The organism is Novosphingobium sp. PhB57 (assembly GCF_004342985.1).
Lineage (GTDB): Bacteria > Pseudomonadota > Alphaproteobacteria > Sphingomonadales > Sphingomonadaceae > Novosphingobium.
The window spans coordinates 258,710-272,725 of record NZ_SMBO01000002.1 but is presented as its reverse complement, the minus strand read 5'-3'; the positions used below and the strand labels follow the sequence as shown (position 1 = coordinate 272,725).

Sequence of the window (14,016 nt, the reverse complement as noted above, 5' to 3'; positions counted from 1 at the left end):
ATCTCCGAAAGGATTCGTCGCCCCGGACCAAGTCCGGGACGACGTATTGCATCAACCCCGCAGAACCGCGCCCAGCTTGGCGGCGGCGGCGGTCACCTTGTCGCTGATCGCCTTGAGGTCTTCTTCCTTGTAGCTCTTGTCCAGAGGCTGGAGCGTGACTTCGAGCGCCAGCGACTTCTGGCCCTCGGGCACGCCCTGCCCCCGGAAGTCGTCGAACAGGCGGACCGAGACGATGTTCGCCTTGTCCGCGCCCGCCACCATGCGGACGAGATCGCCTGCGGCCTGCTCGACCGGCACGAGGAACGCGAAGTCGCGCGTCACCGCCTGAAGCGCCGGGGGCGCATAGCGGGTGCGGGCGAAAGTGGCGGCGCCCTTCTTGCCGGGGATGGCGTCGAGATAGATCTCGGCCACGGCCACCGGGCCTTCGATGTCGAACTGCTTGGCGACCGTAGGGTGCAGCATGCCGAAGCGCGCCAGCACGTTCTTGGGGCCGAGGCGCAGCGTGGCCGACTGGCCGGGGTGGAACTGCGGGCCATGCCCGGAGTCGTCAACGCCCATCACTTGCAGCTTCTCGACCGGAGCGCCGGCCTCGGCCAGCAGCGCGGTGACTTCGGCCTTGGCGTCGTAGGCGTCGAACGTGGTCGCCTTGCCCGTCGCCCAGCCGCGCGAGACCTTCTCGCCCGCCAGGACGAAGCCGAGCGCAAGGCGCTCGTCGCTCGCACCGCCCGCGCCGCGCAGATAGCGACGGCCGAGTTCGAACAGGCGCAGCGACGAAGCACCGCGATCGAGGTTGCGCTTGGCCGCCATCAGCAGGCCCGGCAGCAGCGAAGGCCGCATGACCTTCATATCCTCGCTGATCGGGTTGGCCAGCGACCACAGGTCATTGCCGTCCGCAAAGGCATCGGCCTCGGCGGTGGGCAGGAACGACCAGGTAACCGCCTCGTGCAGACCGCGCGCGGCAGCGGCGCGGCGAACGCGGCGCTCCAGCGCCTGCGTCGGCGTGGCGGTCGGGCGGGCAACGCCATCGGCGCGCGGCAGGGCGACGCTGGTCACCTTGTCGAGACCGTTGATGCGGACCACTTCCTCGACGATGTCGGGCGCGCCGTCCACGTCCGGACGCCAGCCGGGAACGGTGATGGCCCACGACTTGTCGAAGTTTGCCTGCTCGGCGACGACCGAGAAGCCCAGGCTCTCCAGGATGCGCTGCTGTTCGCCGGGCTCGATCGTCACGCCGCCCAGCTTCTCGGTCAGCGCCGGATCGAAGTGGACGATCTTCGGCGTGGCCGGAGCCGCGCCGCTGCGCACCGCCTGCGAGGCTTCACCGCCGCAGAGCGTCTGGATCAGCTGGGTGAGGTGGTCGAGGCCGGTGTCGAGGAAGTTGGGATCGATCCCACGCTCGAAACGGCTGCGCGCGTCCGAGGTGAGGTTGAGCTTGCGGCCGGTCCTGGCGATGCGCTCCGGATCGAAGTAGGCGATTTCGAGCAGGACGTCGGTGGTTTCTTCACCGCAGCCCGAATGCTCGCCGCCCATGATGCCGGCAATGTCGTGCACGCCCGAATCGTCGGCGATCACGGTCATCTCGGCGTCGAGCGTGTAGGTCTTCTCGTTCAGCGCGATGACCGTCTCGCCGTCCGTCGCACGGCGCGCCACGACCGCGCCGTTCAGCTTGGCCAGGTCATAGGCATGCGCCGGGCGGCCATAAGCCAGCATCAGATAGTTGGTAGCATCGACCAGCGCCGAGATCGGACGCTGCCCTGCCGCCTTCAGGCGATCCTGAAGCCACTGCGGCGAGGGACCGTTCTTCACGCCCTTGATGACGCGGCCGTAGAACGCCGGGCAGCCCTCTGCATCGTCGGTGCGCACGTCCACCGGGCAGGGGAAGCTGCCGGGAATGTCCAGCACTTCGATCGGCTTCAGCGTGCCGATTCCAACGGCGGCCAGATCGCGGGCGATGCCGTAGACGCCCATGCAGTCCGGACGGTTCGGGGTGATGGCCACCTCGATCACCGGATCGGCGCCGTGATAGTCCGCGAAAGGCGTGCCGACCGGCGCGTCCTCGGGCAGTTCGATGATGCCCTCGTGGTCTTCGCCCAGCTCCAGCTCCCGCGTGGAGCACATCATGCCGTTCGATTCGACGCCGCGCACGGCGGCAACCTTCAGCACCATGCCATTGGCAGGCACCGTGGCACCGGCAAGGCCGAGCACGCCGACAAGGCCCGCACGCGCATTGGGTGCGCCGCAGACGACCTGGAGCACGCCCTCGCCCGTATCGACGGTGAGGACCTGCAGCTTGTCCGCCTGCGGATGCTTGTCCGCCGCCAGCACCTTGGCCACGCGGAAACCGGCCAGCTTGGCAGCGGGGTCTTCGATGCCTTCGACCTCAAGGCCGATGGCGTTGAGCTTCAGCGCGATATCCTCAAGCGAGGCGTCGGTCTCAAGGTACTGCTTGAGCCAGGAAAGCGAGAACTTCATTTTCTAGATCCTTCCCGCGCTCAGGCCGGAGTGCCAACGCCGCCCGAAAGGGTCGGCACGTCGAGGGCGGAGAAACCGTAGTGGGAGAGCCAGCGCACATCGCCGTCGAAGAAGGCGCGCAGGTCGTCCATGCCGTACTTCAGCATGGCAAGGCGATCGATGCCGATGCCGAAGGCGAAGCCCTGCCATTCGTCGGGATCGAGTCCGGCGAATTCGATGACGCGGCGGTTGACCATGCCCGAGCCGAGCACTTCCATCCAGCCGCCCTCGCCCTTCGACGGATCGCCGCCGATCACGCGCTTGCCGTCGATCAGGGTGAAGCCGATATCCGCTTCCACCGAGGGTTCGGTGAAGGGGAAGTAGCTGGGGCGCAGGCGCAGGACGATGTCCTCACGCTCGAAGAATGCCTTCAGGAACGTCTCCAGCGTCCACTTGAGGTGGCCGAGGTGGACGTCCTTGTCGATCACCAGGCCTTCGACCTGGTGGAACATCGGCGTGTGGGTGGCGTCGCTGTCCGAACGGTAGACGCGGCCCGGCGCGATGATGCGCAAGGGAGCGCCCTGCGCCAGCATCGTGCGCATCTGCACCGGCGAAGTGTGGGTGCGCAGCAGCATCTCACGGTTCTGGGCGTCGCGGTCCGGGAAGTAGAACGTATCGTGCATCGCGCGCGCCGGGTGGCTTTCCGGCATGTTGAGCGCAGTGAAGTTGTGCCAGTCGTCCTCGATTTCCGGCCCGGTGGCGACGGAGAAGCCAAGGTCGGCGAAGATCTCGGCAATCTCGTCCATCACTTGCGAGATCGGGTGGACGGTGCCGCGCGGCGCTTCGGGTGCGGGCAGCGACAGGTCGATGGTCTCGGCGGCGAGGCGGGCGTTCAGCGCCGCCGTCTCCAGCGCGTCCTTGCGGGCGGCGAGCGCGTCGCTCACGCTTTCACGCAGCGCGTGGATCTTGGGCCCTTCGACCTTGCGCTCTTCGGGATCGAGCTTGCCCAGCGTCTTCAGCAGGCCGGAGATCGAACCCTGCTTGCCCAGAAACTCGACACGCAGCGCCTCCAGCGTATCGAGATCGGATGCTTCCGCAATCCGCGAAAGCGCCTCCTGGCCGGTTGCTGCGTAGTCCACTGGTGGTCTGCCTGACTGTTGCTGATATCTGGAAGCGCGGTCCTTAAGGGGCCGGCCGGCAAATCGCAACGGCGGCAATCGCGATGACACTCATCCGGACGGCATGTCGCCGGCCCCGACTAGCGCAAGGCGAGACGCGCGTGGCGCGCCCTTTCGCGCATGAGCGGCCCGGTCACCGGCTTGTCCAGCTTGGCGTATTGCCGCGGGGTCATGCCCATGAAGGCCCGGAAATCGCGGACGAACTGGGCCTGGTCATGATAGGCGGAATCGATCGCGCCGATCCACTTGCGCTTGGGCTCCAGCGTGAACTGCTCGATGCTGCGCAGGAACCGCTGGCGGCGCAGCAGGAGCTTGGGCGGGAAACCGAAAGCGGCGCGGCAGACGCGCTCCACCATGCGCGGATGCGCGCGGACGCGGGCGGCCAGGTCGGTGGCGGAGCGCACTTCCGGATTGGCGAGCGCTTCGCAGATGGCCAGGATGAGGTCTTCGTGGACCACCGGGCGGCGCGGCATGGCGGCGACGAAAGCGGTCAACCGATCGAGCTGATCGCCTGGGCTATCCTCGGCCGCCAGGGCATCGTGAAGCGGCTTGAAATGGGCGAAGACCGGATCCGCGTCGCCATCGACCAGCACATTGGCATAGCGGTCGGCCGGCACGCCCAGGAACGTCGCCCAACCGAGCGGGGTCAGGCCGAAGCCCCACTCCCGCGCCGTGGCCATGGAGAAGCGCACTTCCTGCGAGCGCGGGCCGGTGACCGAGAAGCGGCAGCTTTCCAGTCGAGATCCGGCGCGAATCTCGCCATCGCCTGTCGACCCGAAATGGAAGCGCAGACTGGCCCAGTCGGGAAACAGGACGTCATGGAGACGCTCGTTCTCGCCCAGTTCGATTTCACAGTAAAACAGCACCGACAGGTAGCGATCGAGGCCCGCTGGTACGGGACAATACTGTATGACGACCCGCCTAGCTGTCATTCCCTGTCTATTCTTCGTGTCACGCCTTACCCCTGTCCTTTTGGTACGAGGACTTGCAGGGGAGTGCAAACTTTTCGAAGGCGTGGATAATTTACCGCACAAACAATTCGGGGCGCGGATGCCTTAAGCACCCGCGCCCCGAATGTGTTTCGCGTGATCCGCGAAGACCGGCGCCTAGGCCCCGGCTTCGACGGTTCAGGCTGCCGGAATGGCAGCCTTCGCCTGAGCGACCACGGCCGAGAACACCGAACCTTCGTTCATGGCGAGGTCGGCCATCGACTTGCGATCGAGTTCGATGCCGGCGAGCTTAACGCCGTGCATGAACTGCGAGTAGGTCAGGCCTTCGGCGCGGACGGCAGCGTTGATGCGCTGGATCCAGAGAGCGCGGAAGGTGCGCTTCTTGATCTTGCGGTCGCGGTACGCGTACTGGCCGGCCTTTTCGACGGCCTGGCGGGCAACGCGGATCGTGTTCTTACGACGGCCGCGGTAACCCTTGGCCTGTTCCAGAAGACGCTTGTGCTTGGCGCGGGTGGTAACACCCCTCTTGATACGGCTCATAGGTCAGTACTCCTCAGTTGAGCCCGTAGGGCGCCCACTTCTTGATCGTCTTGGCATCGGCGTCGGAAATGACTTCGGTGCCGCGATTCTGGCGGATGTACTTGCCGTTATGGCTCATCAGGCGGTGGCGCTTGCCGGCTACGCCGTGCTTCACCTTGCCGGTGGCGGTGAGCTTGAAGCGCTTCTTCACACCGCTCTTGGTCTTCAGCTTGGGCATTTTCGTCTCCTTTCACAGGGACACGTCCGGTCAGCCATGGCAGCCCTTTTCGCCAGGCGGACGCGCGAATCTCTTTGGTTAAAGACTCAACCGTGTCGATTGAAGGGGGCGCCTTTAGTGAGAGAATCGGCGGAAGGCAAGGGGTGAGCGCGTTGCCAGACACGGTGGTCTGCAAAAACGGCCGCCGGGCGTTCCGGGCAGCGCCAGCGCCAGCCCGACCCGGGCACACATGCGCCCGACCCCGCCTAGTCCCCCGCGTAGATCATCTTGCGGGTCATGCCCCCGTCCACGACGATCTGCTGGCCGGTCACGAAACCGGCGCCTTCTCCCGCCAGCCACTCGACGGTGGCGGCGATGTCCTCCACCACCCCCACGCGTCCCACCGGGTGCTGCGCGCGGTCTTCGGCCGAATGCCGCGGCTCTTCCCGCCTTGCCGCTTTCTGCCAGGGGCCCGTCTCGATCCAGCCGGGCAGGACCGCATTCACCCGGATCGCCGGCCCCAGTCCCACCGCCATGGCGTGGGTCAGCGCGCAGAGCCCGCCCTTCGAAGCGGCATAGGCATATGTATGAGGCTCCGACTGCAAGGCCCGGGTGGAGGCGATATGCACCACGCTTGCCGGGGCGCCGCTGCGAAGCAGGCCCAGCGCCTCGCGGGTGCAGAGGAAAGCGGAAGTGAGGCTTGCATCGATCCAGCCCTGCCACGCCTCCAGCGTAAGGTCCTCCAGCGGGCCGGCATAGGGATCGGCGATTCCGGCATTGTTGACCAGCAGGTGGGCAGCCTCGGTCCACTTGCCGATCCGGGCGAAGGCGGCGCGGACCGGCTGCTCCTGTCCGACGTCGCACGTCAGCGGCAGGAAACGGTCTTCCGGCAGCAGCGCCGCCAGTTCGCCAAGCGCCTCTTCATCGCGGTCCAGCGCCGCGACCCGCCAACCGAGACCCGCGAAGTGCAGGACCAGTCCGCGGCCGATGCCCGCCCCGCCGCCCGTCACGATTGCCGTCCTGTCCGTCATGTCCATCTCCTCGGGCGCCCTCTCAGGCGCCATTGCGCGGAGTGGTAAAGGCCTGACGCCCCGTCAGTTCCAGCCAGGCGAGATAGTCGCCGGTCAGGATCGGCGGAGAGCCCTTGGGCAAGGCAATGCGCCAGAGATAGATTTCCGCCTGGCGCCGCCGGCCGTTCGCGCCGCGCACCGGCATGGTCCGGCGCCGGTACTCGCGCCCCTCGTAGCGGTCGAGCTTGGCAAGGTCGCCCGGATGGAGCGCCAGTTCGCAAAGCGTTCCCTGCACCCGCGCTCCGGACTTGGCCGGCACGAGCGCGGGAAACCAGCCGTCCCCGCCGCGAATCGCCCGGATCCTCCCCGGAACGCTGGCCGGCTCGGCCGAGACCATCCGCGCCGCGACCCAACGCCCCATGCGGGTTCCGGCGTGGGGCTGGAGCGTTCCATAGACGAACAGCCGGACCTTGCGCATTGCGGGCTTCTACGCCGGGGTCAGTGGTGGCAGTCCAGCGCTTCCACGACGTCTTCCAGCCGTGCCGGGTCGCCAATGGCCAGGACATGCCCATCCGACTGCGCATGGAGCGGTTCGCCGTTCCAGTCGCACATCGTCCCGCCCGCCCCTTCGACCACGGGGACCAGGGCGGCCCAGTCGTGCAGCTTCAGACCGGCCTCGCAAACGACGTCGAGATGGCCACTCGCTAGCAATCCGTAGTTGTAGCAGTCGCCCCCCATGACCATCCGCTTGTGGTCGGTCTTGGCCGCCAGGGTCATGAAGTGCTCGCCCTGGTGGTCGTCGAAATAGTGGGGGCCGGTGGTTGCCAGCATGGCGTCGGAGAGTTCGCGGCAGGGGCGGGTGCGCACTTCCTTGCCGTTGAACGTGGTGGGGAAGCCGCTCGCGCCGACCCAGCGTTCGCCCAGGATCGGCTGGTCGATCACGCCCAGCACCGGCCAGCCATCGACCAGCAGCGCGATCAGCGTGCCGAAGATCGGGCGGCCGGCGATGAAGGAGACGGTGCCGTCGATCGGATCGAGCACCCAGGTCCGGCCCGAAGTGCCTTCCTCGCTGCCGAACTCCTCGCCGATGATACCGTCGCGCGGGACTTCGGCCTTGAGCATCCGGCGCATCGCTTCCTCGGCGGCGCGGTCCGCGACAGTGACCGGCGAGGCGTCGCCCTTGCGCTCCACCCCGACGCCGGAGCGGAAGTGCGGGCGAATCGCGTCCCCGGCGGCGTCGGCAAGGCGCAGGGCGAGGGCGATGTCGTTGTCGAGTTTCATGCCCCCTGCTCTGCCCGCCACGGCGATGGCAGGTCAAGGGACCATCGGAAAAACCGCCAGATTGGCCGCAATCCGGGCCTGTGGAGAAACTCTATGGGTTTTTCCCACATTGCAGCGCTCCGGACACGCACTTATTCCATGGCTGGGGCCGCAGCGAATGCAGAAGAACGGAAGCAGGGTACATGTACCATAAAGTGCGGCCGGCCATCGATAGTGCGATCGTGCCGGAACAGGGAACGACCAAGGGCGGACAACCGCTCAGCTACAACAGAGCACCCGCCCCGGACCTCGCGCCCTGGATCGGGCGGCTCTATGTCACCAAGGTGGCGGCACCGGCGGACTACACGCTGCAGTGCGGCCTGTTCAACGACACCGCCTTCCTGCGCATCCAGCTGGCCGGTCTCTGGGAGGCCGAGACCGCCGGCGGCCGGATAGAGGCAGGCAATGCCGCGATGTTCTGCGGCCCGCAATCGCATCGCATGCCGATCCGCGTCACCGGCAGCTTCATCAGCGTGGGCCTGGCCTTTCGGCCCGGCGCCTGCACCGCGCTGCGCGGGCCGCGCGTGGGCGAGCATCTCGACCGTCTGGCCTCCACCGATCTCGTCGGGATACCCTCCGCCCGGATCCTGGCCATGCTCGAACCGGATGCCGAGCCGGAGGAATGGTTCCACGCCCTGGAAGCGATGATGCGCAAGCGGGTCGAGCATATGGGCGCGCCCCTGCCCGACCCGATCAGCGCCCGGTTCGAGGACATCAGCTACCGCGACCCCGCCATGTCGATCGCCGATGCCGCGGCGGCCTGCGGGGTGGAGCGGCGCAAGCTGGAGCGGGTGGTCAATCGCGACTTCGGCATGGCCCCCAAGCAGGTGCTGCGCCGCGCCCGCGCTCTGGACATGGCCAGCTTCCTGCGCGGCGTGGCCGACAAGGACGAAGCCGACGAGATGGCCCTGCGCTATTATGACGAGAGCCACCTGATCCACGAGTTCACCGAACTGTTCGGCATCTCGCCCCGCCAGTTCGCACAGACTCCGCAGCCGATCCTCACCCTGTCGCTGGAATCGCGCCAGGCCCGGCGGCTGGAAGCGCTGCACCGGCTGGAGCCCGGCCAGACGCGGCCCTGGGAATAACCGTCCCCGCCCGGAAAGAGCGCGGGCCGTAAAAACGTTCCACATGAAACAAAAAGGCGCGCCCTCCCAGGAGGACGCGCCTTTTTGCTGTCTGGCGGCCCGGCGCTGGTCCGGGAGGCCGATCAATCGAACAAGCTGGAGACCGAGCTTTCGTCGGCAATGCGGCGGATGGCCTCGCCGATCAGCGGCGCGATCGTCAGGATGCGGATCTTGTCCGACTGCTGGGCCGCTTCGGTGGCCTGGATCGAATCGGTGATGACCAGTTCCTTCAGCGCCGAGTTGGTCACGCGCGAAACCGCCGCGCCCGACAGCACGCCGTGAGTGATGTAGGCGGTGACGCTGGTGGCGCCCTCGTCCATCAGGGCCTGCGCGGCGTTGCAGAGCGTGCCGCCCGAATCGATGATGTCGTCGATCAGGATGCAGGCGCGGCCCTTGACGTCGCCGATGATGTTCATGACTTCCGACTGGCCGGGACGGTCACGACGCTTGTCGACGATCGCCAGCGGGGCGTTGTCGAGGCGCTTGGCGAGCGCGCGGGCGCGGACCACGCCGCCGACGTCGGGCGAAACCACCATCAGCGACTGGTCGCCGTAGCGGGCCTGGATATCGGCCGCCATCACCGGCGCGGCGAAGAGGTTGTCGGTCGGGATATCGAAGAAGCCCTGGATCTGCCCTGCGTGCAGGTCGACGCAGAGGACGCGGTCGGCGCCGGCTTCGGTGATCAGGTTGGCCACGAGCTTGGCCGAGATCGGCGTGCGCGGGCCGGGCTTGCGGTCCTGGCGGGCATAACCGAAGTAGGGCACCACGGCGGTGATGCGCTTGGCCGAGGCGCGGCGCAGGGCGTCGATGCCGATCAGCAGTTCCATCAGGTTGTCGTTCACCGGGTAGCTGGTGGGCTGCACGATGAAGACGTCCTCGCCGCGGACGTTCTCGTGGATTTCGACGAAGATTTCCTCGTCGGCAAAGCGACGCACAGCCGCATCGGTGAGCGGCAGTTCAAGATACCCCGCGATCGCGCGTGCGAGCGGAAGGTTGCTGTTGCCGGACATGATCTTCATTGCGAATCCCCGAGACGGCTTGAGGTGATGGGTGGCTGGACGCGGTCGCCTCTAGCCATGAGTCATCGGATTGCAACAGAAAGCGTCAGCCTGTCACCGTGACCCGGATGTGAAAACGCCGGCTCCGGAGGTTCCGGAACCGGCGGTTCGATGGACTAACCATCTGAGCGCAAAGACGAGTCCCGCTGCGGGACGCGCGTGCGCCGCGGCACGTCACCGGTCCCGGTGCTCGCCCTTGATCCAGCGCACCGTCCCGGAACTGGCGCGCATGACGACGCTTTCGGTGGTCATCTTGCCGCCCTTGAGGCGCTTGACGCCGGAGAGCAGCGAGCCGTCGGTCACGCCGGTGGCGGCGAAGATGCAGTCACCCTTGGCCAGGTCGCTGAGGGTGTAGATCTTGTCGAGATCCTTGATGCCCCACTTGCGCGCCCGGCTGCGCTCGTCCTCGTTGCGGAACAGCAGGCGGCCCTGGATCTGGCCGCCTACGCAGCGCAGCGCCGCAGCGGCCAGCACGCCTTCCGGGGCGCCGCCCGAACCCATGTAGATATCGATCGTGGTGTTCTCGTCGGTCACCGCGATCACGCCGGCCACGTCGCCGTCGGGGATCAGGTGGATGCCGCAGCCGATCTCGCGCAGTTCCTCGATGAGATCGGCATGGCGCGGGCGATCGAGCACGCAGACGATGATCTCGTCCGGCTTCACGCCCTTGGCCGCCGCCACGGATGCGACGTTCTCGGTCGCGGTCCGGTTGAGGTCGATCACGCCCTCGGGATAGCCGGGGCCCACGGCCAGTTTCTGCATATAGACGTCGGGTGCGTTGAGCAGGCAGCCCTCTTCCGCGGCGGCCAGTACCGCCAGCGCGTTCGGCCCGGCCTTGGCGGTGATCGTGGTGCCTTCCAGCGGATCGAGTGCGATGTCGATCTTCGGCCCGCGACCGGGCGCCCCGCCCACCTTCTCGCCGATGAACAGCATCGGCGCTTCGTCGCGCTCGCCTTCACCGATAACCACGGTGCCATCCATGTAAAGTGTATCGAAGGCCTTGCGCATCGCTTCGACTGCGGCATGGTCTGCCGCCTTCTCGTCTCCGCGGCCGACGAGGCGCGATGCGGCAATGGCCGCGGCCTCGGTTACGCGAACCATTTCGAGGACGAGGACACGGTCGAGAACTTTACTTGCAGGCGTCTTGTTTTCAGGCATGTTCACTCCGGATTAATCCGAGGAGGAAAGGTTCTGGGAGCGGCTTAGACAGAGGATTTTCAATTGTCGAGAAGAGGGCGGATCCTATTCGCAATCGCATTACTAGCTCCCGCTCCGGCGATTGCCCAGCAATCGGCTGGCGCTTCTGCCGGTACGGCCGGCCAGACGAAATCCACTTCGGCAAGTAATGGAAACGGCTCGGTTTCCGCGGAAGACAGGGCCATTGCCCAGCGCATGATGTCCGGCGCCGGCAGGGTCACGCCGGAAACCGCACGGCAGAAATGCCTGAGCGACACCCGCAGCGCCCGCCCGGGCGAGATCGTCGTCTGTGCCCCGGATGAGGACAAGTTCCGCGTCCAGTCCACGTCTCAGGAAGACCCGATGTCCGACCAGGCCTTGAACGACGGCCGGCTGACGCCGCCCGACGTCGCGGGCAACGGCATCTTCAAGGGCAAAGCCACCGCCACGTTCGGCAAAGTGGAAAAGCCCTACCTGATCGACTTGTCGGCCATCCCCGAAGCGCCTGCCGGCTCGGACGCGGACAAGGTCGCCAGGGGCGAAATGCGCGCGCACTGATACGAAAAACGGGCGCATCGCTGCGCCCGTTTTCCATCTGGAACACGCCGCGCCGCTGACCAAAAGCCGCCGGCCCAGACCCCTGTCAGCCTTCGATGATCTGCATCACCAGCGGACGCGCCGCGAGGCTCTGCGATCCGTCGAGAATACGCAGCGCCTCGGTCACCGCCGATTCCGGCCCTTCGTGCGTGACCATGGCCAGGATCACCTCGCCGGTCTGCGCATCCTCGCCCTTCTGGATCATGCTGGCGATCGAGACACCCGCATCGCGCATGGCGGCCGTGATCTCGGCCAGCACGCCCGGACGGTCCGGCACGGCGAAGCGGATATAGCTGCGGCCACGGCGGTGGCCGGTTTCGGCCGGCTCCATGGCTTCCAGCTCGCCTTCCGGCATGGAGAAGGCAGCGCCTTTCTCTCCGCGCGCAATGTCGATGATGTCGGCGACCACCGCGCTGGCGGTCGGCCCGTCACCGGCGCCCGCGCCCTGGAACAGCAGGCGGCCCATGAAATTGCCCTCGGCGACGACGGCATTGGTGGCACCGTCGACGTGAGCGAGCGGATGGTCGAAAGGCACGAGATGCGGATGGACCCGCTGGAACAGGCGGGCGCTGCCGCCGGTGCGGTCGATCTCGCCCATGCCCAGCAGGCGGATGACGTAGCCGAGCGAGCGGGCCTGCTCGATGTCGGCCGCCTTTACCCGCGAAATGCCGGTGGTCTCCACCGCATCGAAGCGCAGGCGCGAACCGAAGGCGATTGCCGCCAGGATCGAGAGCTTGTGGCCGGCATCGATGCCTTCCACGTCGAACGTGGGGTCGGCCTCTGCGTAGCCCAGGCGCTGGGCTTCGGCCAGAACGTCGCCGAAATCGCGCCCGGTATCCTCCATGGTGGAGAGGATGTAGTTGCAGGTGCCGTTGAGGATCCCATAGACGCGGTCGATGGCATTGGCCGCCGCACCCTCGCTGAGCCCCTTGATGACCGGGATGCCGCCCGCGACGGCGGCCTCGAACTTGAGCGCCACGCCTGCCTTTTCAGCGGCCGAGGCCAGTTCCAGCCCATGGTGCGCGATCATCGCCTTGTTGGCGGTGACCAGCCCCTTGCCCTGGCCGATGGCATTGCGCGCCAGGGTCAGCGCCGGTCCGTCAGACCCGCCGACCATTTCCACCACCACGTCCACATCGGGACGGGCCGCGAGCGCGGCGGGATCGTCTTCCCAGTCGTAATGCGACAGGTCGACACCGCGATCCTTGGTGCGATCGCGCGCGCTGACGGCGGCGATGCGGATCGGCCGGCGCGCGCGGCGGGCAATGAGTTCGGCATTGGTCTCGATAAGACGGACGACGCCCGTTCCGACAGTGCCGAGACCGGCCAGCGCAATATTCAGCGGTTCAACCATGGACAACCCTTTCGGGTCCGGGCCCTAGGGGAGCCCACGGTGAAATTCCAGTACCTTCGCCGGGGTCCGTCCCGAAACTTCGGGCGCGAGGACCCCGGCGCCGGGAATCAGCCGGAAACCTTGGTGCCCTGGTTGAGCGTCCGGCGGCATTCACCGAGCTGTCCGATCACCGTGCGATAATCGGCCTCGGCCTGGCGGCGCTCGGCAATGCCCTCGGCCACATTCGTGCCCGGCGGCGGGTTATTGGGCAGGAAGCAGGCCAGGCGGTACCATTCCACTGTCTCGGGCTGCGGCGGATTCCCGGTGTCGGCCACCAGCTCGGAGAACGAAACGCCCCAGGCGGGCGCCGCGCCCGGCTCGTGATGCACCGTGATCGAGGCCGCAGAATTGTCCTTGGTCTTGAGGAATATCTGCGTCTCGCCCTGCCCTGCCAGATTGCCCGGAACATAGAGCAGTTCGCGCACGCCGGTGATCTTGACCGGGGCATTGCCGGAGAGCAGCGAGCGCAGGATGCCGCGCACGCGCGCCTCGGCCTGCTCGCTCCAGAGCTGCTGGGCCGTGGGCGTCACCAGTTGCAGCTCGCCGGGGCGGCCGGGAACGGCGCGGGCGAAGAGCAGCACGTCCTGCTTCTTCAGCTTCGGTGCCTTGCCGCGGGAATCGAGCGGAAGGTCCACCAGATAGACGAACGATTCGCCGATCGGCGCCTTGCCGGCGATCAGCGCCTGGGTCTGCGCGGTCATGTAGAAGCGCGCCATGCCCTGGGCGAGGCCGGGGGCCCGCGCATCCTCAACGCGCACCATCTTGCGAATCTGTGCCTTGACCACCAGCCCGGCCGATTCGGACAAGTCGGCGATATCGGCAAATGTCGGTCCGCCCGCGCTCGTCAAGTCACGCGCGCCGGCTTCGTTCGAATTGCCACCGGTTACCCCCTGGGCCAGGACCGGAACAGCCTGCACGGCCAGCGCAACCCCCGCCAGATTCGCGACAAGTCGGTGCAGATGGGATGACATGGGGGACACTCTCCGTGGAAAAAGGCCAGCCTATAGCGGCTTTGGGGCC

General features: G+C 66.9%; 14 protein-coding genes. 2 read left to right on the top strand and 12 right to left on the bottom strand.

What is annotated here, in order from left to right:
- Positions 1 to 51 precede the first annotated feature (51 nt).
- The 8 genes from pheT to hisN form a co-directional block, all read right to left on the bottom strand.
- Positions 52 to 2,472 (bottom strand): phenylalanine--tRNA ligase subunit beta, encoded by a 2,421-nt coding sequence (gene pheT / locus EDF58_RS08910; protein ID WP_132264623.1) that lies wholly within the window; start codon positions 2,470 to 2,472, stop codon positions 52 to 54.
- A 20-nt stretch (positions 2,473 to 2,492) separates the two neighbouring features.
- Positions 2,493 to 3,590, bottom strand: a complete 1,098-nt coding sequence (gene pheS / locus EDF58_RS08905; RefSeq protein ID WP_132264622.1) for a phenylalanine--tRNA ligase subunit alpha — start codon at positions 3,588 to 3,590, stop codon at positions 2,493 to 2,495.
- Positions 3,591 to 3,709: 119 nt separating this feature from the next.
- Positions 3,710 to 4,561, bottom strand: coding sequence for a helix-turn-helix domain-containing protein (locus EDF58_RS08900; RefSeq protein ID WP_132264620.1), 852 nt, complete (start codon positions 4,559 to 4,561; stop codon positions 3,710 to 3,712).
- Between the two features lie 195 nt (positions 4,562 to 4,756).
- Positions 4,757 to 5,119, bottom strand: a complete 363-nt coding sequence (gene rplT / locus EDF58_RS08895; RefSeq protein WP_132264618.1) for a 50S ribosomal protein L20 — start codon at positions 5,117 to 5,119, stop codon at positions 4,757 to 4,759.
- A 13-nt stretch (positions 5,120 to 5,132) separates the two neighbouring features.
- Positions 5,133 to 5,336: a 50S ribosomal protein L35 gene (rpmI, locus tag EDF58_RS08890; RefSeq protein WP_021232722.1), complete on the bottom strand. Its 204-nt coding sequence runs from the start codon at positions 5,334 to 5,336 to the stop codon at positions 5,133 to 5,135.
- A gap of 245 nt (positions 5,337 to 5,581) precedes the next feature.
- Positions 5,582 to 6,346 carry an SDR family oxidoreductase gene (locus tag EDF58_RS08885; protein ID WP_132264616.1) on the bottom strand — a complete coding sequence of 255 codons (765 nt, stop codon included), beginning with the start codon at positions 6,344 to 6,346 and terminating at the stop codon, positions 5,582 to 5,584.
- Positions 6,347 to 6,368: 22 nt separating this feature from the next.
- Positions 6,369 to 6,803, bottom strand: a complete 435-nt coding sequence (locus EDF58_RS08880; protein ID WP_132264615.1) for a gamma-glutamylcyclotransferase family protein — start codon at positions 6,801 to 6,803, stop codon at positions 6,369 to 6,371.
- A gap of 20 nt (positions 6,804 to 6,823) precedes the next feature.
- Positions 6,824 to 7,606 carry a histidinol-phosphatase gene (gene hisN, locus EDF58_RS08875; RefSeq protein ID WP_132264613.1) on the bottom strand — a complete coding sequence of 261 codons (783 nt, stop codon included), beginning with the start codon at positions 7,604 to 7,606 and terminating at the stop codon, positions 6,824 to 6,826.
- Between the two features lie 182 nt (positions 7,607 to 7,788).
- Here hisN and EDF58_RS08870 point away from each other — a divergent pair, with 182 nt between their 5' ends.
- Positions 7,789 to 8,733 (top strand): helix-turn-helix domain-containing protein, encoded by a 945-nt coding sequence (locus EDF58_RS08870; RefSeq protein ID WP_132264611.1) that lies wholly within the window; start codon positions 7,789 to 7,791, stop codon positions 8,731 to 8,733.
- A 122-nt stretch (positions 8,734 to 8,855) separates the two neighbouring features.
- Here EDF58_RS08870 and EDF58_RS08865 read toward each other — a convergent pair whose 3' ends face one another.
- Both EDF58_RS08865 and glpX read right to left on the bottom strand, forming a co-directional pair.
- Positions 8,856 to 9,791: a ribose-phosphate pyrophosphokinase gene (locus EDF58_RS08865; RefSeq protein ID WP_132264610.1), complete on the bottom strand. Its 936-nt coding sequence runs from the start codon at positions 9,789 to 9,791 to the stop codon at positions 8,856 to 8,858.
- 213 nt (positions 9,792 to 10,004) lie between these two features.
- A complete protein-coding gene (gene glpX, locus EDF58_RS08860; RefSeq protein WP_132264608.1) occupies positions 10,005 to 10,988 on the bottom strand; it encodes a class II fructose-bisphosphatase in 984 nt (327 codons plus the stop codon).
- Between the two features lie 234 nt (positions 10,989 to 11,222).
- On the opposite strand from glpX, the gene EDF58_RS08855 reads away from it, so the two are divergent.
- On the top strand, positions 11,223 to 11,564 hold the full coding sequence (locus EDF58_RS08855) for a hypothetical protein (RefSeq protein ID WP_132264606.1): 342 nt from the start codon (positions 11,223 to 11,225) through the stop codon (positions 11,562 to 11,564).
- Between the two features lie 85 nt (positions 11,565 to 11,649).
- On the opposite strand, the gene EDF58_RS08850 is transcribed toward EDF58_RS08855, so the two are convergent.
- On the bottom strand, positions 11,650 to 12,957 hold the full coding sequence (locus EDF58_RS08850; protein WP_132264604.1) for a homoserine dehydrogenase: 1,308 nt from the start codon (positions 12,955 to 12,957) through the stop codon (positions 11,650 to 11,652).
- A 107-nt stretch (positions 12,958 to 13,064) separates the two neighbouring features.
- Complete coding sequence (locus EDF58_RS08845) at positions 13,065 to 13,967, bottom strand: hypothetical protein (protein ID WP_132264603.1); 903 nt, start codon at positions 13,965 to 13,967, stop codon at positions 13,065 to 13,067.
- Positions 13,968 to 14,016: the final 49 nt, after the last annotated feature.